We start from the raw sequence: 19,790 nt of genomic DNA on the forward strand, positions 1-19,790 counted from the left end.
AGTCGTCCACCGTGCACCGAGCCGGGCCGCCGATGCCGCGGGCGCTTCAGCGGCCAGCTCGTCCCGGCCTCGTTCTCACCCCAGGCGCGCTGCTGATCCTCAGCGTGATCAGGGGGATCCCCCTCCCCCCGCTGCTCGCCTCGATCGACAACCGGCGCAAGACGACGACCCCTGACAACGGGCCCGCCGAGGGGGAGCAGCAGATGAACCGCTGGGGCCGGCTCCACTGCGTCCGTGTCGCCCTCATCATCGCGGCCTTCGCCCAGCTGGACGCCCCCTCGCCTGACCCCGCGGGCCGACGCCGCGCAGGCGACGCACAATTCCCACTCCTCAGGTGGCAACGAGCCACCGAAATCCCGGCACCCGGGCATCCGGGAATGCGGCCGATGTCCATATCCCACAACCGCGATCCCGGCGAACTGCGCCCCCTCGGTCACCCGCGTCCGCGCGGCCTGATCGGGCCCCCACGAGTCAGCAAGCTCCACGAAGCCCACCAAGCCGACGAAGACTCGCAAGGAGAAGAACCATGTCGCTGAAGAAGATAAACACCGTCCTGGCCGCCGCCTTCATCCTCTTCATCCTCTGGTTCGGAGGAGAGTTCATCCTGAGCCCGGAGACGACGGCGCCGGGCTTCGGTCTGCCGAGCTGGCCGGCCGGCGACGGCGACGGCTTCCTGATCATCAAGGGAATCCGCGACGTCGTCCTGGCCCTGGTCCTGGGCATCCTGCTGGTGACGGGCCATCGCCGGGCGCTGGGCTGGGCGCTGCTGGTGGAGGCTCTTGCCGCGTACGGCGACATGGCCACCGTGCTGGTCCACCACGGCTCCGTGGTCACCGCGCTCGGCGTCCACGGCCTGACCGCGACACTGATGGTGGTCAACGGCCTGCTGCTCATGCGCGAGACCCGCAAGGTCGCGGCCGTTCCGGCAGCGCCCGTCCCGCAGCCCGCCTACCGGTAGGCCGTCACGTCGCCCTCGCCACCGAGGGGCCCGGTGCCCACACCGGACGCTTCATCGACCGCCATGGCGAGATCGCCTGGTCCTGAGACCGGCGCTGCCGGGTCACCGGCCCTGAAGAGGACACATACTCCGCCGACTCCACCGGTTTTCCGGCGCTTCGGGCAGCCGTCGTCGGTGGACCGGATCACCTGCGACCACAGGCGACTCGGACATGCCGTGCTGCGCGTTCGAGTTGGCGGGCGCGGACAGGGTGGAGTCCCGGTCGTGGGTTTCCGGGGTTACAGCGGTCACAGCCAGCCGCGTTCGTCGGCCACCCGCACCGCCTCCATCCGGTTGCGCGTGCCGGTCTTCGCGATGGCGGACGACAGATAGTTGCGGACCGTGCCCTCGGAGAGGTGGAGGGCGCCGGCGATGTCGGCCACGGAACCGCTCGCCCGGGCGGCCAGCAGCACGTCCCGCTCGCGTGGGGTCAGCGGTGACTCGCCCGCGGCGAGGGTGGCGGCCGCGAGCTCCGGGTCGACGACGCGCTCTCCGCGCATCACGCGGCGGACGGCGTCGGCGAGCGCCTCGGGCGGCGCGTCCTTCACCACGAAGCCGACGGCACCGGCGGTCATGGCGCGCCGCAGATAGCCGGCCCTGCCGAAGGTGGTGAGGACGACGACGCGGCACCGCGGCACCCGTGTGGCGAGCTGGGCCGCGGCGGCGAGCCCGTCGAGTCCGGGCATCTCGATGTCGAGCAGGGCGACGTCCGGGTCGTGGGCGAGCGCGGCGTCGACGACCTTGTCGCCGCGGTCGACGGAGGCGACGACCTCGAAGTCGTCCTCCAGGTCGAGCAGGGCGGACAGCGCGCTGCGGATCAGGTCCTGGTCGTCGGCGAGCAGCAGCCGGATGGTGCGGTGGGCCGTCATCGCGTCGTCTCTCCCTGTCTCGTTCCCGGTGCCCGGCGTCCGCCCCTCACAGCGCCACCCGTAACCGCCAGCCGCGCGGTGCGACCGGCCCGGCTTCCAAGACGCCGCCGGCCTCCGCCACCCGCTCCCGCAGCCCGACGAGTCCGTGCCCCGCTCCCCCGGTGCCGCCGCCCGCGCCGTCGTCCCGGATCTCCACGGCCGACGCGGTCAAGGTCACCTCGCACCGTGTGGCCCGCGCGTGCCGCACCACGTTCGTCAGTCCCTCCCGCACGACCCACCCGAACAGCTCCTGCCGTTCGGCCCCGACGGGGTCCGTCGTCAGCGGCAGCCGTGCCTCCACGCCTGCGGCGCGCAACAGCTCGCGCCCGCGGGCGAGTTCACCGGCGAGGGTCACCTCGCGGTACCCGGAGACCGCGGCCCGCACGTCGGCGAGGGTCTGCCGGGACAACTGCTCGACCTCGGTGATCTCGTCGACGGCGCGCTCCGACCCGGCGACGGCGAGCTTGCGGGCGAGGCCGCTCTTGACGGTGATGACCGTGAGGGAGTGGCCGAGGAGGTCGTGCAGGTCCCGGGCGATCCGGTCTCGCTCTGTCTGCTGGGCGAGCCGGGCGACCTCGGCGCGGGCTTCGACGAGCGCCTGGTTCGACTGGGCGATCTCGCCGAACGCGGACACGGTCAGCGCGGTGAAGACGAGGGCGACTGCCTCCAGCCAGCCGGGGCCGCTGTGCCAGGGCCGCACTGCCCAGGGGACGACGACGGCGGCCACCGCCCCGGTGCCGATCAGGAGGGCGGCGTATCGGCGGCGGCGCAGCGCGGCGAAGGCGACGATCACCGTGCACAGGAAGAACGCGTACTCGTGGGCGAACGGTAGCGTGGCGACGAACAGCACGGTCAGCACGGCGAACGGCAGGACCGGGTGGCGCGGCGCTCCCCGGCCGGCGGCGAGCGTCCCCAGGACGTAGCAGAGGCAGAACGCGGCCACGACGGCGAACCCGGCGATCCGGGCGCCACCCGTGCTGTACTGGGTGACCCCGACCGCGGTGACGGCGGGGTAGGCCAGCATGCCGGTGGCGAGCAGCGTCCGCCGCCACCCCCGTGACCAGCGCTGCGGATCACGGCTCACCGCCTGGGTTCCTGGCATCTGCATGGCGGGCACGGTAACACCGCTCCTGAGCTGCGGTGCGCTCATCGGGACCGGAACAGGGCACGCATCTCACGGCCGTTGACCACGAGGACGACGCCGAGCAGGAGCAGTCCGCACACGCTCTGCTCGATGCGGAGCCAGACGGGGAAGAGGCCGGGCAGCGCCACGATGACGGCGACGGCCACCGTCATCACGGCCGTGACGATGCGCAGCCGAAGGAAGGCGCGGCGCGAGCCGCGCGCGGCGCCGACGGCGAAGGTGTAGGTGAGGGCCGCACTCCCGGCGACGATGACGGTGCGGGTCCACACCGCGTCGTCGACGACGTCGGCGTGGTCGCGGAGCAGGAAGACGGCGACGAGGGTCGCGACGCTGAGGGCGAGGTAACAGCCGACGAGGCGCTTGACCGGGCGCAGGGCCCGTCCGGTCGGCGCCGGGTCGGATGCGGATGTCGGCTCGGGTACTGCCGCAGGTGAGGTCATACCTTCGAGGGTCGGCCCGCGAGCCCCTCCTGCGGCAGTGAGCTGACCCACGACCCTCCCATGACATTTGTCAGGGCTCGCGAACGGCCGCTCCCGGCACCCCGGCTCGGCGTCGAAGAGCACGCCCCCAGCCGGCTCGCTGGTGCAGCACTGTCCGCAGGAACCGGCCGAGGGGCACTGCTTGCTTGCCCGTGGCCCACACTCACCCTCCACCCGCTGGAACAACTCGGTGGTCGAAGTGGTGCGCCAGTTGCTGCGTCGCCGCCGCGATCCGCTGGAGCAACTCACCCACGCCGCGGGCCTGGACCGGCCCACCTCGGGCTCGGTCACCGTGGGCGACACGGAGTTGACGACGACGAGCGAGACCAAGCTGACCCTGGGTCGGCGTACGCCTCGGGAACGGTGCCGACACGGGCACCGTGGCCGCCGGTCTGCGTCAGGCCGTGCGGGCGTCGGGCGGGAAGGTCCTCACCAGGAACGGCTGGGTGCGGGCAACGTACCCCGGGGACGACCGGACGACCCGGATGGGCTTCTTCCCGGTCCTCGGGATCGCTCTCCTCTACACCGGGATCTCGCTGGCCAACACGATGGTCATGGCGACCTCCGACCGGGTCCGCGAGCTGGCGGTGCTACGGCTGGCCGGCGCCACCAGGTGGCAGGTGCTGCGGCTGGTGGGCGCCGAGGCAGTGCTGGTGGTCGTGGTCGGCGGACTGCTGGGAGCGCTGGTCGCCGGGCTCGAACTGGTGGGCATGTGGGGCGCGTCGGGCCTGCTCTCGGTGTGGACGTCCATCGAGCTCCCGTGGGCGACGCTCGCGGTGGCCCTGGGTGCCTGCGTGGTGCTCGCCGTGATCTCGGCGGTCGTTCCGGCCGGCCTCTCCCTGCGCCGTAGGGCGGTGGAGCTGGCGGGCGTACGCGAGTGACCTCTGACCGGCGCCGGCCTGCCTGATGCCGCGGTGCCCCAGCGCGAAGAAGAGCAGGACCGGCGGATGGACCCGCGCGTACTCCTCGGACGGGGGCGCGGACCGGCGGGTGCGCCACACCGGCTTCTCGACGTTGTCGGCGTCCCTCTTGGTGTCCCTCTCCTGCCGCTGGCAGAACCGGGCGTACTTGTCGGACTTCGCGGCGATCGGGACGGTTTCCCCGTTTCAGTCGCGGATCTCGATGAACAGGCGAAGGGCAGGCCGCCGGCGCCGCGAACCGGCTGTTGCGGGAAGGGCCGGCCGAGCGCCCGAGGACGTTCTGGCCGGCCAGGACGGCCCCCGCAGACGGTGCCGGCCTGGCCGGCTGCCACCACCAAGACCGCCGCCAGGACCGGCCGACAGGCTGACCGGCATGCGTGACGGCCTCGCGTGGACAGGCGCACACCACCACACTCCTTCATCGGCCGTGCCCGGCATGCTCGGCGGCATCTCGCTGACCCTGGCCCGGGGCATGGAGACGGACGAGTTCCTCATCGATCTGGGCGCCGACCTCGACACTCCTGGGCCTTCCGTTCCAGTGGTCAGCGGGCGGTGCGCCGGCGCCGGAGACGTGCCAGCCTCGGCAGGACGGCGAGCAGCAGCAGGCTGTAGTACTGCAGGACGGGTACGGCGAGCGCGATGGCGAAGGCGGTGATCAGGGCGAGGACGTTGAGGTAGCTCTCGGTGTACAGGTCCTCGGTCCTCTGGCGGGCCGCCGGGCCGTCCTCCTCGAGGAGTGCGGGGGTGGTTTTCAGGGTCCTCAGCATGGCGAACCGGCAGACCATGCCGGCCAGGAGGGTCGAGTAGTAGAACGCCCCCACGAATCGGTCGCGGCCGAAGGTGCCGATCATCTCCGTCGGTAGAGGAAGTACGATGACGGAGAGCAGCCACCCCATGTTCCATACCGTCAGGGAGCGGGTGAGCTTCGTGACCGATGAGAAGGACCGGTGGTGCTCCCGCCAGATGTTCGCGACGACCGCGAAGCTGAGCAGGAAGCTCCAGACCTGGTCGAGGTGACCGGTGATCACCTCGCTGGCGCCCTCGTGGGCGGACGCGGCTTCTGGGACGAGGTCCACCAACGGCAGGATCAGCAGGGTGATGGAGATCGCGGTCACCGCGTCGGTGAACAGCACCAGGCGCTCCCCCGAGACACCCCCCTCGATCCTGTCCGACGCGGGAACCGACGGCTCTGCCGGATCGGCCCCTCCCGTCCCGGTCTCGTCGACGATGCCGCTGGCACCCATGCGTTCGCACCTCTCCTTTGTTCGGTCCGCCGCGCCTGCCGTCGCTACCGGACTCTGCCGGTCGTGGACGTTCCATCGACCGGCGCGGACGCTGCCCATGGCGGCAGCGGGAAGTTGACGGGTCCGCAGGCGCTGGTCCCCTGCGCACAGGGCCGTCTTGTCGCGGCGCGGGGGCCGGAGCGCGGCGCCATGGAGGAGGCGCCGGACGTCCTCCTCCTGTGGAAGGGACTGCCCGACGCGTTGCCACCGCGAGCAGCGCGGCCACACGTTCGTGGTTCCGCCCGACAACGGCCGCCCCGGTCTTCGCCCAGCCCGCTGCACTCTCCACACGCAAGCCGTTGACCAGCACTGATGGATAAGTCCGGCTGGATTACCAGACCAGTGGCCCGCGTTCGGGCCACCACCGCTGGACTGCCTCGGCGGTGGTCGACGGGCTCACGTTGAAACAGAGCTTCGCACCGGGTGCCAGTTCGCGGGTGGTGTCGACCAAGACCTCGAAGAGCGGGGTCAGCGCCGGGTCCAGCCGGACGCCGGCGCCGATCACCACGATGTCGTAGTCCTTACCGGACAGCGCGGCGCGGTAGACCGCCTCGGCCGTGCGGCCGTAGTCGAGCAGACAGACGTCGACGGTGAAGCCCAGCTCCTCCAACCGGGCCCGCCCGGCGGCCACGCCGGCCCGGACCACTTCGGCGTCGATCTCGGGGAACGCCGCCCGTGACGAGGGCGCGTCGTCCACCAGCGCGGGATCAAGTCCGACGGTGAGCATGGACGGGGACATGCCGCGACACCTCCTGTGCCTTGCCTTGCGATTTCCGGTTCGAAGGTAGACATCGGGGCAGCCGCCGGCCATCCCACACTTCTGGGATATCGTTCGCTCGGTGAGTTCCCCGGTGGCCCAGCGCGAGACCGTGCGTGACATCGAGGCGATCTGCCGTCTCGCCCTCGGCTCCCGGGAGCTGCGACGCCGGATCGCCGAGCGGCTGACGCGGCTCGTCCCGGCCGACTCCTACTGTTTCGGCACGCTCGACCCCACAACGCTGCTGATCACCGACGACGTGAGTGCCGGGCTCACACCGGCCGCGGCCGCGGCCGCCGCGCACAACGAGTACCTGGTGGACGACGTACTGAAGTTCGCGGCGCTCGCCCGTTCCGAGGTGTCCGCAGGCACGCTCGCTGCGGCCACTGGCGGTGACCCGGAATCCAGCCACCGGTACCGGGCGGTGCTCCCGATGATCGACGCGCGGCACGAGCTGCGGGCGAGCTTCGTGGTGGACCGCCGGTGCTGGGGCGCCATCGCCCTGTTCCGCGGCGGGGATCGGCCCGACTTCACCCCGGCCGACGTCGACGTTCTGCGGCGGCTGTCCGCCCCTGTGGCCGCGGCCCTGCGCCGGGCTGTCCACCGGGCACCTGCCGACGCCGCTCCCGGCCCGGCCGAGGCGGGTGTGCTCCTGCTCGATCAGGACTTGCGGCTGCTCTCGGAGAATCCGGCCGCGAAACTCTGGCGGGACGAACTGGCCTCGTCCGGGGCAGAGCTGCCCATCGCGGTCATGGAGGTCGCCGCGCGAGGGAGAGGCGCGGCGCTGCCCGCCTACGGGCGGATCCGTGGCCGGTCGGGCCGGTGGCTCTCGGTCCACGCCTCGCCGCTGAGCGGTGGCCCGTACCCGGCACCCCTCGCCGTGACGATGCATCCGGCCCCGGCCGCCGAGGTGGCCGAGGTGCTGCTGCTCGCGTACGGGCTCACGCCGCGCGAGCGGGACGTCCTGGCGCGGGTCGTCGCAGGCCTGCCCTCGCGGGCCATCGCCATGGAACTCCAGATCACCGCAGCCACCGTGCAGGACCACCTGAAGAGCGTCTTCGCGAAGACCGGTGTCCGCAGCCGCCGCGAACTGGTGGCGACCATCCTGGACCTGTGAGCGAACCCTGTCCACAGCTCCGCTCGCCACGACGACGCGTCGGCACGCCCGGGACCACGAACGGCCCGGCCGGCACCCCTCAGTTCCGGGCCTGCACCGGTTCCCGATCGCCAGCTGGAGCGCCGGGTCGTTTCGATCGGATCGCCCCGGGCCTCTGTCCGGACTTCGCCTCCGGCCAGTGACACGGCTGCTGAACCCGACTCGTCTGAATCCTTCGCACCGGCCGCCGACTCTTATGAACGCATGGGTAAGCGGCCGTACGGCCGAAGAGTCGAGGAAGGTGGGAGGACCATGGCCCAGTTCACCAGGAGCTCCTGGCCGGGTGACCAGCTCGTCAGCGCCGCGCAGCGCGGCGACGAGTCGTCGATCGGGGTGCTGATCTCCGGCGTGTACCCACATGTCCGGCGGTTCGCGTTCTCGCTGTGTGCCAGCAGTCAGGACGCCGAGGACGCGGCACAGGAGGCGATGATCGTCCTGTTCCGCCGGATCGGGACACTGCGGGCCACCGCCGCGCTCGCGTCATGGATGTTCCGGATCGTGCACAGCGAGTGCTCGCGGCGCGCGCGGCGCCTCGCGCACCGCTCGGAAACGGCCGTCGAGACGGCCGTGTCCTCGGCCGAGGACGACGTGCTGGGCCGGCTGGAGATCGAGCGGCTGGTCGAAGTGATCGCCTCTCTGCCGGACGATCAGCGCCGCGTCCTCATCATGCGGGACATCCAGGGACTGCCGGGGAAGACCGTCGCCTCGGCGCTCGGACTGAGTACGCCGGCGATGAAGTCCCGGTTGCACCGCGCCCGCCGTGCCGTGCGTGAGGGGCTGGGTGAGCCGGAGTGAGCACGAACACCTTCCCGGCCAGGCCCCGAGGCGTGCTCCTCGTGCACGGCGCCTGGCACAGCGGCAGAGCGTGGAACGGCGTCGCCGCCGGGCTGCGCGCGCGGGGCGTGCCCGTGGCCGTCGCCGAGTTGCACCGAGGATCACTGGCGGGGGACGTCGCCGCGGCCGAAGCCGCACTGGACGACATCGCCGAGTCCGGTCCCGTCGTCGCCTGCGGCCACTCCTACGGCGGCGCCGTCATCAGTGGTCTGCCGCCGCGGAAGGTGGCGCATCTCGTGTACCTGGCCGCGATGATGCCCGATGTCGGCGAGACCAGCTTCGGGCTGCTCGCCCAGGCACCGCCGAGCGACTTGGGCGCGTGCATGATCGGTGACATCACCGGCACCACCACGATCGATCCGGCCCAGGCAGGGGCGCTGTTCCACGGCCGGCTCGACGCGGACCGGCGATTGCGTCACGTCACCGAGCTGGTCCCACAGGTCATGGCGGCCGGCCACCAGGCGGCAGCGACCGCGGCCTGGCACTCACGGCCCAGCACCTACGTCCGCTGCACCGACGACCGGGTCATCCACCCGGAGCTGCAACGCCGCTTCACGCAGCGCGCCACCCACACGGTCACCTGGCACAGCGACCACGGCGCCTTCGCTTCCCACGAGTCGGACACCATAGCCCTACTGACCCTGCTCGCCCGGCCCTGAGCCACTGCGCTCACCGCCACCCCGCTCACCGGGCGAGGCGTCCAGCCGTTCCGGGAACATCGTCCCGACAACCGTCGCCCCGCCAAGACGCCCGGACCGGGACAGCTCATGAGCCGCCCCGGTCCGGTCAGGTGGTGGCCGACCCGGGACAGCAGTGCCAGGTCGAACCGGGCGCAACCGGTGGGATCGGCTTCGGCCGTGCCCGCCAGACACCGAACTGCCGGGTGAGCGTTGGCGCACCGCGCCTGAGCCAGCACGGGCGGGGAGGGATCGATCCCCACGACTGGGCTGCCTCGGCGACACCTTCGGGCGACCGTCCGGTGAGCCGCTGCCCTGGCTCGACGACGGTGCGGAGTCCAACGCGGATATGTGGGCCACCGTCGAGGAGTCACGCGAGTACATCGTGGAGCTCTACCGCCGGGCGTGGGTGCACGCGGACGCGACAATCGACGCGCTGGCGCTGGACACGACTGGCAGGGTGCCGTGGTGGCCCAACGGCAGGGACAAGGTGTCGTTGCATCATGCCGTGGTGCGAGTGATCGCTGATACGCACCGGCACGCCGGTCACGCCGATATCCTCCGGGAGTTCACAGACGGTGCCGTCGGGATGAACAAGAACAACGACAGCATGCCGCCGGGCGACTCGGCGTGGTGGAAGAACCACCGAAGCCGGCTGGAGCGTGCAGCTCAGGAAGCCGGCCGAGACGCGTGACCTCGAACCCGCGGTTTGGCGTGGGCACCGAGCTGGGGTCGCAGGACGCGGTGCGACAGCTCACTTGGGGACATGAAATCTGCTCAGCCGCAACGGGCCGCCCGCTGGCCGCAGTCACCGGGCATGCCGAGGCGGGGCACTCGCGCACCGAGGTGGAAGCCGGCATGAAGAAGGCGGCCCGGTACCCCGAGGATGGGTGACTTCTGGGGCGGCGGGTCGGCACCGGCAGGTCCGCGGGCAGGCCGGCCAGGACCGGCAGGTCGTCCCGCTGGTTGCAGGTCGGCACGACGACCACGACTCTCGGGGGCGCGACGGCCACGGCAAATCCTGGGGCAAGGGTCGGGAACGCTTCAGCGGTACCGGCACTTGGCACTCGGCGTTCGTGGAGCGCTGGTCGCACTCCAGTGGCTGGGGTCTACGCCCTCTTCTGCCGTAGATCGTGGCCGATGCTGATGGCCGTGATGGCCAGGAGGCCCAGCGCCAGAGTCTCGGTGAGGGAGCCCGGGCGAAGAGCGGTCCGCACGACGGCGAGGAGGTTCTGGCTCGCGGCGAGGGCCAGTGCTGTCCCGATGTGCCAAAGAGCGGCGGACAGCCGGCGCGTGGTCGGCAGGGTCGCGGTCCTGGAGATGCGGGCGACGAGGACACACAGGCGGAGTGCGACGAATCCGAGCGTGAGCCAGTAGTAGGCCACCGCGGCGGTGTCGGCGAAGCCGGTGAGGTGTTCGGCGATGCCGCTCCAGGCCGTCAGGCACAGGGCGACGACCGCGGCGGTCGGGGCTGCCAGGGTGCGGAGAGCGTCGGCCGCCAGGTCGCGGAGCGCTGCGCCGCTCAGCGGTGGAAGCGGTGCGGCGAGGACGATGCCCAGCAGGAGCGGGGCCAGCCACAGGCTCGTCGCGGGATGACGGATGTCGGCCGTGAGGGTGGTGGAGGGCTCGGCCGAGCGCAGCAGCAGCCCGGTGGCCGCGGTGAGCGCGAACAGGGCGACGGTCAGCACGCGGCGGGTCTGGCCGGCGAACGTCTCGGGCCAGTCGCCGGGGTGCAGCCACAGCCGCGCGGCGCCCGCGAGGGTGTCGGGCCAGGAGCGGATTCCCGATGCGGACACCTCGTGGCTGATGTCGTCGCCCCAGCGGTCGCGCACGGGCGGCGGGTAGAGCCGGGTCAGGAGCGTGGCCGCGTTCATGCCGGGGTGATCCCGAGTGCGCGCAGGCCGACGGCGGAGATGCGGGCCATCTGCTGGAGTTCGGTGCGCAGTTGGTCGCGGCCCGCTTCGGTGATCTGCATGGTGCGGTGGCGTTCTTGGGCTTCCGACGCCTGGTCCGCAGGCTGGATCAGCTCGCGCGCCTCCAGCCGGGACAGTGCTCCGTAGAGGCTGCCGGGGCCGAGTTTGCGGCCGGTGAGTTCTTCGATCGCGGTGTTGATGGCGTATCCGTGCAGCGGGCCGTCCGCGAGGACGGTGAGCACGAGCATCTGGGCGTCGTTGCTGTGCATGGGTCTCCTTGCCTCCGGTTCCTCATGATACGAGCCGCGATACTACTTGTCACGTAGTACGAGGTGCGTACTATAGCGAGCCATGGAACACGTGAAGGAGAACGGGCGGGCCTACTCGGCGGTGGTCTGGACGAGCCTCGGCGCTGCCGGTGTGTTCGAGGCGTTGACGGTGCTCGCGACCCAGGACAACGCGGTCAGGGCGGCCAGCCCGTGGCAGGACGACCCGTACGACGTGGTGGTGTCCTCGGCTCAGTTCGCGGTGCCGATGCTCGCCTTGGTGATCACGTTGCGGCTGCTCGCGTGGCGGGCGCCGGGGGGTTCGGACCGGGTGCGGCAGACGGTGCGTGCGGCGGGGGCGATGGTCACGCTGGTCGGGCTCACGGTGGTGTCCGAGTGGGCCGCGGTCTTCATCAGGACGCCTGCCTCGTCCTCGGGGCCATGGGCATCGGTGCTGATCGGCGGGCTGGTCGTCAACTCCGTACTCACCATGGTGGCAGCGGTCTCGCTCCGGCGATGTCGCCGCCGGCGCCGTTCGGCGGGCGGCCCGCGGAACGACTGGCTCGGCGACGCCGTCTTCCTCTGCCGGCAAATTCCCGTCCTGCGGCGCTGGTTCGGTCCGGACGCGGTGGTCTGGGTGCGCCGTCGCGCGATGACGGTGTTCCTCACGCTGAGCTCGCTGGCCGCGGCGGCCCTCACCGGCGCGCAGGCCATCGGCGAACGCTGGACGGATCCGCTGCTCATGGCCTGGTTTCTGATCGTCGCAGCGACCTCCAATCTCGCTTTCTGCGTGATCAGCAACGCGGTCGCGGGATTCATCGCCCGCCCGCCGCGCACCCGGCCCCGCCGTATCGCCGAGGCAGCGGCCGTCGCCGGATGCGTCGCGATCAGTGTGGCCACGGCGTTCCGTGACGCACTGTGGCCGCTGTTCGGGACGGGATCGCTGACGTCCGTACCGGCCCTGGCCGTCCTCACACTCGGCGCGGGTCTGGCCACGTCCCTGGTCACAGCCGCTCTCCTGCTCGCCTGTTTCCCGCACGGCTCCTCCGGCCCGCGCCGCCGCTTCGGCGCGGCCGCCACCCACCTCCGACGCCCAGGCATGCACCGGTGAAAGGCGTGACGATGCGACCGTCCGCATCCCATGAACAGGCAAACCCGGTGATCCGCGCCCGCGAGCTGTCCAAACGGTACGGACGCAGGCAGGCCGTCAGCAGGCTCAGCTTCACCGTGGAAGCCGGTCAGATCTGCGCGCTGCTGGGCCCGAACGGGGCGGGCAAGACCTCAACGATGCGCATGCTGGTCGGCCTCTCGTCCCCGGACACCGGCACCGCGCGCCTCCTGGGCGAGCCGGTCGGTCTGGGCGCGGAGGTGCTGCGCGCAGTCGGCGTTCTCATCGACGGCCCGGCGTTCGTGCCACACCTCACCGGCCGGGCCAACCTGCGGCTCCTGTGGTCGGCGACACGACAGGCATGGCCGCCCCCCGCTCTGGACGACGCCCTGGACCTCGCCGGTCTCGGCGAGGCGCTCGACCGCAAGGTCAAGGGCTATTCGATGGGAATGAAGCAGCGGCTGATGCTGGCCCAGGCCCTGATGCGGAAACCGGATGTGCTGATCCTGGACGAGCCGGCCAACGGACTGGACCCCGGCGAGGTCCGGGCCCTGCGCGAGTACCTGGGAGAGATGGCCCGGGGAGGGGCCGCCGTACTCGTCTCCAGCCACCAGCTCGCCGAGGTGCAGCAGTTGGCGACCCACGTCGTCGTGATGAACCACGGCCGGCTGATCGCCGCAGGACCGATGGACGAACTGCTCGGCGCCGCCGGCACCTATCGACTCCAGGTGGACGACACCGAGCAGGGGGCCGCCGTGCTGCGCGCACTGCCAGGCGTCGCGACGGCAACGACACAGCGGGACGCGATCGTCGTCACCGCGCCCGGCGTGCACTCCCGCGACCTGGTCCGCGCGCTGGTCACGGAGGGCATCGGCGTCACGTCCGTGCAGCAGGAGAGCAAGTCCCTGGAAGAAGCGTTCCTGACCATGACCGAAGGAGCCGGCGAGCATGCTGCGCGTTGAACTGTCCACCCAACTACTGCGGATCCGCACGCTCCTCGTGCTCGCCTGTCTGGCCGCCGTCCCCGTACTGTCCGGCCTTTCGTACGCCTCGGACGCCGGGCATCGCAACGGCCGCCAGACGGGCCTGTTCGGCGCATCCCCCTACTCCGCGCTCAACCACGCCATGGCGAGCATGGCGTTCGTCGAACCGCTGCTCCTCCCGATCATGGTGGCTCTGCCGGCCGCCGCGATCGCCTCGTCCGACCGGGAGTGGGGAACCCTGCGCTACCTGTACGTCGCGCCCGTGAGCCGAGCACGCCTGCTGGCGGCGAAGCTCGGAACTCTGGTTGTGGTGACCGCGATCGCGACCCTGTGTGTTCTGGCGGCCGGCCTGCTCGCCGGCGTCGCCGTCTTCGGCCGGCACCCGTTCCACATCGTCGGCGCTCCGAATCTCACCGGCGGCGAGACGGCCACCCGCGTCCTGTCGGCGACCGGCTACTGCCTGCTGTGCATGCTGAGCATCGCGACGATCACCTTCGCCCTGGGACTCCTGCTGCCCCGCGGCGTCGAAGCCCTCGGCGCCGCCGTGGCCTTCGTGATCGCTGCCAGCCTGTTCAACGGCGCGCATGCCCTGCACACCGCGCAGGTTGTCCTGCCCGTGCACTACTGGCAGGACTGGACCCACCTGTTCGACCCCTCCGGGACCGCCCACCTCGGCACCGGCATCGCGGTCCAGGTCGCCACCATCGTCGTGGCCATATGCTCCGCCGTCCTCGTGCTCTTGCGACGCGACCCCGCGGCATGACACCCGCTCCGCCCGCGATGCCCGCGATGCCCGAGCTGCGCGACGAGTCTCGCCGCTGCCTGCCGCGGTCGACGAGAGGGTGGAGACGGCCGGGCCGGCCCCGCCGCCACAGCCTGAGGATGGTTCCCGCCGTCCTCGACAGCACCACCGACGGTGAACCAGCATCGTGCCCCTGGGGAAGGACTTGACTCTCCCACGGAGGGAGACCTGAAGGTGGGGACATGGACGACGGTACCCAGTACCCGATCGGTGAGCTGGCTCGGCGCACAGGGCTGACGGTCAAGAAGATCCGGTTCTATTCCGACCGCGGCATCGTGACACCGGCCGATCGCACCCCCGCCGGATACCGCCGCTACGGCCCGCAGGCCGTCGTTCGCCTGGCCGTCGTGCGGACGCTGCGCGAACTCGGCCTCGGCCTCGACGTGATCCGGCGTGTCACGAACCAGGAACTCACGCTCGCCCAAGTCGCCGCCGAGCACGCCGCCGCCCTGAACGTGCAGATCAGCGTCCTGCGTCTGCGACAAGCCGTGCTCACCACCGCGGCCAGACGCGAGCCGACCTTTGAGGAGATGGAGCGCATGCACCAGCTGGCCACGCTGTCCAGGACCGAGAGACGGCGCCTGATCAGCGAATTCCTCGATGCGATCTTCGACGACGGGCACGTCATGTCCGGTAGAGCCGCCGTACGACGTTCCATGACCCCTGAACTGCCCGACAGCCCCACACAGGAACAGGTGGAGGCATGGGTGGAGCTGGCGGAGCTGTCCCTGGACCCCGGCTTTCGTGACGCCATGCGGGGCCTGGTCGCAGACCACGTGGCCGATCTGCCCGACGGCGTCGGCACGCCGCCCCGCCCGGACGTCTTCGCGGTCACCCGCGAACGCGCGGCAGCAGCCGTGAGCTCCGGAATCAGCCCCGACTCACCGCAGGCCGATCCTGTGGTCGCGACGCTCACCGCGGAGTGTGCGCTCGCCGTCGGCCGCGCCGACGACGCTCAGCTGCAGGACTGGCTGTTGCACCGGCTGGAGTCCGCGAACGGCGCACGCAAGGACCGGTACTTCCACCTGCTCGCAGTGATCAATGACTGGCCGGCCCCCGAGCCCCTGGCACCACTGACCGACTGGTCCGTTCAGGCCCTGCGGGCGCGAGCGGCCCGATGACGCGACCGACGAACACGCGCAGAAGTGCCACTACGAACTGACCGACCTCCCGCCCGCGGCACCGCCCGCATATCCCCTCGACGGCCACCTTCACGTGCGCGAGCGCATCCTTTGAGCTGCGGGCAGGCCGACGCGGCCGGGTCGAAGCCGAGGGCTTCAACGGGGCAGAAGCTGCGGCCGCTGTCGGTCGTCCGAGGCTCGGGCTCAGGTCAGCGGGCGGCCCGTGTGGGAGAGACGGCGGGCCGTGGATCTGGGGCGAGGATCTGGGGGCCGCAGGTCCAGGGGCCGAGGAGCCGGGGGCTGCGGATCCGGGGGCCGCGGATCCGGGGGCCGAGGATCCGGGGGCCGAGGATCTGGGGGCCAGTTGGTCGATGTGGCGCATGGGCGCCCGACGCCCCAAGTCCCGCCGGGTTGTCGGCCGCCTGCGCACCGCCGTCACCGTCGGACTCGACGGGAAGCCGCTCCGGCCTGGCATTTCGACCATGACGTCAGCCGGTCCACCGGGTCGTTGACGGTCAGGCAGAGGGGCGTCGCCGGGTGCCGTCGCCGCTTCCGTTCAGCGGGATCAAGGTCTCCAGATGAGCGCCCTTGACCCAGGAGCCCAGCAGGTCCCGGTGCAGGGCCACGATGTCCTGGCGCAGCGCCAGGCCCAGTGCGGCCTTCGTGAACGTGCGGCAGGTGGTGACGAACAAGGCGACGTCGGCGCCGTGTTCGAGGCGCGCGGTACCGACGAACTTCTGCATGTCCTGCGAGGACACGCTCCGCTGCGGCGCATACTTCTTGCACTGGACGACCAGCTTGCGGCCGTCGGACAGGTAGCCGACGACGTCCGCGCCCAGGTCGCCGCTCCTGCCGCTGACGACGACCTTCGTACAGCCGTCCCGTCGGCACAGTTCAGCGACGTAGGTCTCGAACTGCTGCCACGACAACGCGTCGACCTCGGCCATCGACAACTCCCTTGCCCTGGCCTCCTCCTGGGCCCGCCACGCGCGGTCCTGGCCGACCGCGCGACGATGCGCCCGCAGCAGCGCCCATCCGGCCCCGCCCACCACGGCCGCGGCGAGCACGGCCACCAGGACGGGCCACACCACCGTCCAGTGCCCGGCCACCCACACCGCGGCAGCCAGCGCCACCAGCCCGCCCCAGCCCTGCAACTGCCTGCGCGTCCGCTTCTTCAAACGCCGGCGCCGTCGACGTGCTGCCATCACTCCCCCGTTCCCACGACCAGTGGCCCGCACCCCGACCGTCCCCTGCGTGTGCGGGGACTCATCGGCCGGCCTGCGTGACGCCGCTCGCAAGCTGTCCCACGATGTTCAAGATCCCCTGGCCCGCCGGGGTGGGCGCGATCAGGACGCCCAGCGCCAGGACGATGACGACGGTCGTCTTCTCGTCGAAGCGGCTACGGGCCTCCGTACGCCGACGCAGCCGCCAGACGACGACGACTGCGAGCAACACCGCCACGTTGATGGTCAACAACAGTCCAGACCTCCCCACCGACCGGCCATCACCCTGCTGGGACGGCAGCACGCCACACCCGGCCTTCCTGTGTAGCGGCGCCTCAGCGATGTTGGAGACGGGTTGCCGCCGAATGGCACAAACCCATCGGACCTGGCCGAATACCGCGCAGGGAGATCAGTTGCGATCCTGTACCCCATCTCGGTCGGCAGAGGGACGTTCGTCATTCAGGTGGGCCATGGCGTACCCGCAGTCGTCAGGATGACGGGCCGGGTATGCCATCGCCCACGCGGTCCGGGCGGCCATCCCTTCGCCGAAGTCGGCGACCAGCGCTACGCCTACCACGTCGTGTGTCGGGCGAGCACCCACCCTGCGAGCGGGGACCGAACCCTCCCGGTGCCGGCCTTCTCATGAGCGCGAGTCTGACGACGGCCACATCACCATGACGGATATCGGGCCGGAGATCACCGCAACGGGCGGCCCCGGAGCACGATGGTTGACGCATGCCGGACGGAGCGGCGAAAGCGGAAGGCTGCGCAAGGAGTCGACTTCGTGGATCCGGACAGACAAGCAAGCCGACGATCACGGTCCTGATGGCCGCGTCCTGGAAAGCTGCTTCAAGTCCGGCTCGCCTGCCCGGACAGTGCGAACGCAGGGCGTAGGAGGCGCGGGCCGCGGCATCTGCGACTGACGGGGGCCAGCACCGCCAGGCGAACGGCAGGGGCAGCGGTCGCTGCGCGAGTGGCGCCACGACGTGGCGCTGCGACGCCCCGAGCCGGCCGCCGCCGGCCCGAGCGGCCTCGCCACCCCGGCACCACGTACGCGGCCGGGGAAAGGCGCTCCCCCATGGCCGTGGCCCCCGGGTGATGGCGCGTCTTGGTGGTGCCTACAGCACGGACAGGAGGTACAGGACGCGGTCGGCGCCGCTGCCAGCAACGAGGTCTATCTGGACTCCCCAGGCTGGCCTGCCGTAGTCGCTGCAGCAGCCCGGCCGGCCAGGTACTGGTGGCCGACGATCACTCGGTGCTGGGCAAGAGGGGCAGTGCAGAGCCAATCGGTCGGCTCAGCGGACCCGGTCGTAGACGAGGGCCAGCGTGCCGTGCTCGCCCGCGGCCTGACTGACGAGTGTCCGCTGCCCCGCGGGCAGACCGTCGGCGAAGAGGCGGGGCCCGCCACCGAGGAAGACCGGGAAGATCGTGAGCGCCAGCCGGTCGACCTTGTCGCTCGCCGGCAGCGCCTTGATGACGCTCGCGCTGGACAGCACGAGAATGTCACCGCCTTCGGTTGCTTTCAGGTCCCCGACCACCTCGGCGGCCGGCTTGTCGACGATCGTCGCCCGCTCCCACGGCGCTTCGTCGAGGGTCGAGGAGAGCACCACCTTGTCGGTGTCGACGAGCCACCTCGCGAAGCCCTCGTCGCGCGGGTCGGCGCCCTCCGTGCCGATGACGGTGGTCCAGAAACCGAGGAACCCCTCGGCGTTGACCCGCCCGAGCAGGGCCGTCGTGGCCGGCTCCCAGAGGCTCGTCAGGTGGTCGCGGGCGACGTCTGAGACGGCGTACGGCATCACCCAGCTCATGCCCAGCGGGTTGTCCGGCGCTGCGTAGCGGCCGTCGAGGGAGAGGGCCAGGTTGGTGACGACTCTGCGGCCAGCGACCTGCTCTGTCATGTCGTGCTCCTCGTGTCGATGCTGTCGGTGTCGTGCGAGTCCGCGGCGAGGGTCGCCGCGAGGTCGGCTGCGGCGGATCTGCCGCGCCAGGCTGGTTCCGGACTGGCGCGGCAGGCTGGTTCCGGACTGGCGCGGCAGGCTGGTTCCGGACTGGCGCGGCAGGCTGGTTCCGGACGTGACGCCGCCCTCTTCGCGGCCGCCGACTCGCTCACGGCCAACACTTGAAGGTCCTGACATAGGCGTCGACATGTCTGTAGGTGATGAGGCAGGTGGCGACCGAGCAGACGAGCCGACAGCCGGGCACCAGGCACCAGGCACCAGGCACCAGGAGGTTCCGGTCCGGCGAGCGTGCGTACCGTGAGCCGCATTCTCCGTGGCCATGCGACGTCGGCGCTGATTTCCTTCTTCGCGTTCCCAATTCCGTAACCACCGCGCAGGCTTGAAAACCGCCGCTCGTGAAACCGGTCGCGACCAGGGGAAGCCGCACACGCGGAATGAAAGGCCCCCTTGCGCACCGTTGGCGCGCCTCCGCGACGCACTGTTCGAACCCCGGTGATCGACATCGGCTCTGGCGTCCCAGCACAGCGACGTATCCACGCCCAGCGCCGTGAACTGCTCATATCTGGGCATTGGAAGCAAGCTTTCCATGATCTGCGTCACGCCCGCATGATCTGACCTCATGCTTTCATGGGAAATGTGCCTACTCGAACAATTTTCATGCCACAGTGCACCGTTGGCACCTCGACAGGTCCAACTTCCGCACATTTCTAGGATGTTGGTACTGTTCACGAATTGCAGCGGGCGTCGATCCACGGATCCGCCGTCCGCCACGGCGCGAAATCCGACACGTCACCGCATTACTCGCAGAAGGGCAAGTCCCGTATGCAGAAAGCTTTCTGGAGCAGACGCCGCGGCCTCGGCGCGCTCGCGGCCGCGACCGCTGTCGCCGCCACCTCTTCGGTCCTGCGGCCGGCCACCGCCGCGGCCGCCGAGACAGCGGGCACCGGCCCGGTGCCGGTGCCGGAAACCGAGCGCGCCAAGGCCGTCCGCGCGTGGCTGACCGGCGGCAAGGGCGTCAAGGCCGCCGCCTCCACGGCCCGCTACGGGACCGGCACCGAGATCCGGGGCGCCGCGGACAAGGCGCTCGGCGGCGGCCTCGTCAAGCCCGTCGTCAGCAAGATCACAGACACCGGCGAGGACCTGGTCTCCGGCAGCACGAAGGGCCTCAGCGACATCTGGGGCCTGACTGCCTGATCCCGCCCGTCCTCTCTCCCGGGGCGCCGCAATCAGGCAGCGCCCCTGCCCTCTCATCTCACGGAAA

Annotated in this window: 19 protein-coding genes and 5 pseudogenes; 13 read left to right on the forward strand and 11 right to left on the reverse strand. The window is 71.0% G+C overall.

Going from position 1 to position 19,790, the window contains the following annotated elements; genetic code table 11:
- Positions 1 to 65 precede the first annotated feature (65 nt).
- Both AB0G56_RS25705 and AB0G56_RS25710 read left to right on the forward strand, forming a co-directional pair.
- Positions 66 to 275: pseudogene (locus tag AB0G56_RS25705) on the forward strand (DUF1772 domain-containing protein); the annotation flags it as partial.
- A 251-nt stretch (positions 276 to 526) separates the two neighbouring features.
- A complete protein-coding gene (locus AB0G56_RS25710; protein WP_360973161.1) occupies positions 527 to 958 on the forward strand; it encodes a DUF4267 domain-containing protein in 432 nt (143 codons plus the stop codon).
- 287 nt (positions 959 to 1,245) lie between these two features.
- Here AB0G56_RS25710 and AB0G56_RS25715 read toward each other — a convergent pair whose 3' ends face one another.
- The 3 genes from AB0G56_RS25715 to AB0G56_RS25725 are packed head-to-tail and all read right to left on the reverse strand — an operon-like array spanning position 1,246 to position 3,489.
- A complete protein-coding gene (locus tag AB0G56_RS25715) occupies positions 1,246 to 1,866 on the reverse strand; it encodes a response regulator transcription factor (RefSeq protein WP_360973163.1) in 621 nt (206 codons plus the stop codon).
- A gap of 46 nt (positions 1,867 to 1,912) precedes the next feature.
- Complete coding sequence (locus tag AB0G56_RS25720; RefSeq protein ID WP_360973165.1) at positions 1,913 to 3,013, reverse strand: histidine kinase; 1,101 nt, start codon at positions 3,011 to 3,013, stop codon at positions 1,913 to 1,915.
- 38 nt (positions 3,014 to 3,051) lie between these two features.
- Positions 3,052 to 3,489: a hypothetical protein gene (locus tag AB0G56_RS25725; protein ID WP_360973167.1), complete on the reverse strand. Its 438-nt coding sequence runs from the start codon at positions 3,487 to 3,489 to the stop codon at positions 3,052 to 3,054.
- 292 nt (positions 3,490 to 3,781) lie between these two features.
- Here AB0G56_RS25725 and AB0G56_RS25730 point away from each other — a divergent pair.
- Both AB0G56_RS25730 and AB0G56_RS25735 read left to right on the forward strand, forming a co-directional pair.
- Positions 3,782 to 3,877 (forward strand): annotated as a pseudogene (locus tag AB0G56_RS25730) (ABC transporter ATP-binding protein); the annotation flags it as partial.
- A 13-nt stretch (positions 3,878 to 3,890) separates the two neighbouring features.
- A pseudogene (locus AB0G56_RS25735) lies at positions 3,891 to 4,409 on the forward strand (ABC transporter permease); the annotation flags it as partial.
- A 581-nt stretch (positions 4,410 to 4,990) separates the two neighbouring features.
- On the opposite strand, the gene AB0G56_RS25740 reads toward AB0G56_RS25735, so the two are convergent.
- Both AB0G56_RS25740 and AB0G56_RS25745 read right to left on the reverse strand, forming a co-directional pair.
- Positions 4,991 to 5,692: a TMEM175 family protein gene (locus tag AB0G56_RS25740; protein WP_360973169.1), complete on the reverse strand. Its 702-nt coding sequence runs from the start codon at positions 5,690 to 5,692 to the stop codon at positions 4,991 to 4,993.
- A gap of 370 nt (positions 5,693 to 6,062) precedes the next feature.
- Entirely contained in the window at positions 6,063 to 6,470 is a 408-nt protein-coding gene (locus AB0G56_RS25745; RefSeq protein WP_360973171.1) for a hypothetical protein, read from the reverse strand.
- Between the two features lie 100 nt (positions 6,471 to 6,570).
- Between AB0G56_RS25745 and AB0G56_RS25750 the strand changes: the two genes are divergently transcribed.
- The 3 genes from AB0G56_RS25750 to AB0G56_RS25760 all read left to right on the forward strand — a co-directional run bounded on the left by AB0G56_RS25750 (position 6,571) and on the right by AB0G56_RS25760 (position 9,137).
- The gene (locus AB0G56_RS25750) at positions 6,571 to 7,605 is read left to right on the forward strand and encodes a LuxR C-terminal-related transcriptional regulator (RefSeq protein WP_360973173.1); all 1,035 of its coding nucleotides are present in this window, start codon (positions 6,571 to 6,573) and stop codon (positions 7,603 to 7,605) included.
- 291 nt (positions 7,606 to 7,896) lie between these two features.
- Positions 7,897 to 8,439, forward strand: a complete 543-nt coding sequence (locus AB0G56_RS25755) for an RNA polymerase sigma factor (RefSeq protein WP_360973175.1) — start codon at positions 7,897 to 7,899, stop codon at positions 8,437 to 8,439.
- Positions 8,436 to 9,137: an alpha/beta hydrolase gene (locus AB0G56_RS25760; RefSeq protein WP_360973177.1), complete on the forward strand. Its 702-nt coding sequence runs from the start codon at positions 8,436 to 8,438 to the stop codon at positions 9,135 to 9,137. Before AB0G56_RS25755 ends, AB0G56_RS25760 begins: the two co-directional genes overlap by 4 nt.
- 167 nt (positions 9,138 to 9,304) lie before the next feature.
- Here AB0G56_RS25760 and AB0G56_RS25765 read toward each other — a convergent pair.
- Positions 9,305 to 9,529, reverse strand: a pseudogene (locus tag AB0G56_RS25765) (hypothetical protein); the annotation flags it as partial.
- On the opposite strand from AB0G56_RS25765, the pseudogene AB0G56_RS25770 reads away from it, so the two are divergent.
- Positions 9,421 to 9,849 (forward strand): annotated as a pseudogene (locus AB0G56_RS25770) (DUF664 domain-containing protein); the annotation flags it as partial. The pseudogenes AB0G56_RS25765 and AB0G56_RS25770 sit on opposite strands and share 109 nt — an antisense overlap.
- A 415-nt stretch (positions 9,850 to 10,264) precedes the next feature.
- Here AB0G56_RS25770 and AB0G56_RS25775 read toward each other — a convergent pair.
- On the reverse strand, positions 10,265 to 11,029 hold the full coding sequence (locus AB0G56_RS25775; RefSeq protein ID WP_360973179.1) for a hypothetical protein: 765 nt from the start codon (positions 11,027 to 11,029) through the stop codon (positions 10,265 to 10,267).
- The gene (locus AB0G56_RS25780; RefSeq protein WP_360973181.1) at positions 11,026 to 11,337 is read right to left on the reverse strand and encodes a helix-turn-helix transcriptional regulator; all 312 of its coding nucleotides are present in this window, start codon (positions 11,335 to 11,337) and stop codon (positions 11,026 to 11,028) included. Before AB0G56_RS25780 ends, AB0G56_RS25775 begins: the two co-directional genes overlap by 4 nt.
- An 82-nt stretch (positions 11,338 to 11,419) precedes the next feature.
- On the opposite strand from AB0G56_RS25780, the gene AB0G56_RS25785 reads away from it, so the two are divergent.
- The 4 genes from AB0G56_RS25785 (at position 11,420) to AB0G56_RS25800 (ending at position 15,348) form a co-directional block, all read left to right on the forward strand.
- On the forward strand, positions 11,420 to 12,445 hold the full coding sequence (locus AB0G56_RS25785) for a hypothetical protein (protein WP_360973183.1): 1,026 nt from the start codon (positions 11,420 to 11,422) through the stop codon (positions 12,443 to 12,445).
- Positions 12,446 to 12,456: 11 nt separating this feature from the next.
- A complete protein-coding gene (locus AB0G56_RS25790; protein ID WP_360973185.1) occupies positions 12,457 to 13,404 on the forward strand; it encodes an ABC transporter ATP-binding protein in 948 nt (315 codons plus the stop codon).
- Complete coding sequence (locus AB0G56_RS25795) at positions 13,391 to 14,188, forward strand: ABC transporter permease (RefSeq protein ID WP_360973187.1); 798 nt, start codon at positions 13,391 to 13,393, stop codon at positions 14,186 to 14,188. Before AB0G56_RS25790 ends, AB0G56_RS25795 begins: the two co-directional genes overlap by 14 nt.
- 221 nt (positions 14,189 to 14,409) lie before the next feature.
- Positions 14,410 to 15,348 (forward strand): MerR family transcriptional regulator, encoded by a 939-nt coding sequence (locus AB0G56_RS25800; protein ID WP_360973189.1) that lies wholly within the window; start codon positions 14,410 to 14,412, stop codon positions 15,346 to 15,348.
- Positions 15,349 to 15,863: 515 nt separating this feature from the next.
- Here AB0G56_RS25800 and AB0G56_RS25805 read toward each other — a convergent pair.
- From AB0G56_RS25805 to AB0G56_RS25815, 3 genes are all read right to left on the reverse strand, one after another.
- A complete protein-coding gene (locus tag AB0G56_RS25805; protein ID WP_360973191.1) occupies positions 15,864 to 16,553 on the reverse strand; it encodes a restriction endonuclease in 690 nt (229 codons plus the stop codon).
- A 61-nt stretch (positions 16,554 to 16,614) separates the two neighbouring features.
- On the reverse strand, positions 16,615 to 16,824 hold the full coding sequence (locus tag AB0G56_RS25810) for a hypothetical protein (RefSeq protein ID WP_360973193.1): 210 nt from the start codon (positions 16,822 to 16,824) through the stop codon (positions 16,615 to 16,617).
- A 1,042-nt stretch (positions 16,825 to 17,866) separates the two neighbouring features.
- Complete coding sequence (locus AB0G56_RS25815; protein WP_360973195.1) at positions 17,867 to 18,469, reverse strand: dihydrofolate reductase family protein; 603 nt, start codon at positions 18,467 to 18,469, stop codon at positions 17,867 to 17,869.
- 882 nt (positions 18,470 to 19,351) lie between these two features.
- Between AB0G56_RS25815 and AB0G56_RS25820 the strand changes: the two genes are divergently transcribed.
- Positions 19,352 to 19,723 carry a hypothetical protein gene (locus tag AB0G56_RS25820; RefSeq protein ID WP_360973197.1) on the forward strand — a complete coding sequence of 124 codons (372 nt, stop codon included), beginning with the start codon at positions 19,352 to 19,354 and terminating at the stop codon, positions 19,721 to 19,723.
- The last annotated feature ends 67 nt before the right edge of the window (positions 19,724 to 19,790 follow it).

Source organism: Streptomyces sp. NPDC021356, assembly GCF_040641015.1.
Classification (GTDB): domain Bacteria; phylum Actinomycetota; class Actinomycetes; order Streptomycetales; family Streptomycetaceae; genus Streptomyces.

Bases quoted from the DNA above. Each gene is read 5' to 3' on its own strand.
- AB0G56_RS25710 (WP_360973161.1), top strand. From the start codon at position 527: ATGTCGCTGAAGAAGATAAACACCGTCCTGGCCGCCGCCTTCATCCTC.
- AB0G56_RS25715 (WP_360973163.1), bottom strand. From the start codon at position 1,866: ATGACGGCCCACCGCACCATCCGGCTGCTGCTCGCCGACGACCAGGAC.
- AB0G56_RS25720 (WP_360973165.1), bottom strand. From the start codon at position 3,013: ATGCAGATGCCAGGAACCCAGGCGGTGAGCCGTGATCCGCAGCGCTGG.
- AB0G56_RS25725 (WP_360973167.1), bottom strand. From the start codon at position 3,489: ATGACCTCACCTGCGGCAGTACCCGAGCCGACATCCGCATCCGACCCG.
- AB0G56_RS25740 (WP_360973169.1), bottom strand. From the start codon at position 5,692: ATGGGTGCCAGCGGCATCGTCGACGAGACCGGGACGGGAGGGGCCGAT.
- AB0G56_RS25745 (WP_360973171.1), bottom strand. From the start codon at position 6,470: ATGTCCCCGTCCATGCTCACCGTCGGACTTGATCCCGCGCTGGTGGAC.
- AB0G56_RS25755 (WP_360973175.1), top strand. From the start codon at position 7,897: ATGGCCCAGTTCACCAGGAGCTCCTGGCCGGGTGACCAGCTCGTCAGC.
- AB0G56_RS25775 (WP_360973179.1), bottom strand. From the start codon at position 11,029: ATGAACGCGGCCACGCTCCTGACCCGGCTCTACCCGCCGCCCGTGCGC.
- AB0G56_RS25780 (WP_360973181.1), bottom strand. From the start codon at position 11,337: ATGCACAGCAACGACGCCCAGATGCTCGTGCTCACCGTCCTCGCGGAC.
- AB0G56_RS25785 (WP_360973183.1), top strand. From the start codon at position 11,420: ATGGAACACGTGAAGGAGAACGGGCGGGCCTACTCGGCGGTGGTCTGG.
- AB0G56_RS25790 (WP_360973185.1), top strand. From the start codon at position 12,457: ATGCGACCGTCCGCATCCCATGAACAGGCAAACCCGGTGATCCGCGCC.
- AB0G56_RS25795 (WP_360973187.1), top strand. From the start codon at position 13,391: ATGCTGCGCGTTGAACTGTCCACCCAACTACTGCGGATCCGCACGCTC.
- AB0G56_RS25800 (WP_360973189.1), top strand. From the start codon at position 14,410: ATGGACGACGGTACCCAGTACCCGATCGGTGAGCTGGCTCGGCGCACA.
- AB0G56_RS25805 (WP_360973191.1), bottom strand. From the start codon at position 16,553: ATGGCAGCACGTCGACGGCGCCGGCGTTTGAAGAAGCGGACGCGCAGG.
- AB0G56_RS25815 (WP_360973195.1), bottom strand. From the start codon at position 18,469: ATGACAGAGCAGGTCGCTGGCCGCAGAGTCGTCACCAACCTGGCCCTC.
- AB0G56_RS25820 (WP_360973197.1), top strand. From the start codon at position 19,352: ATGCAGAAAGCTTTCTGGAGCAGACGCCGCGGCCTCGGCGCGCTCGCG.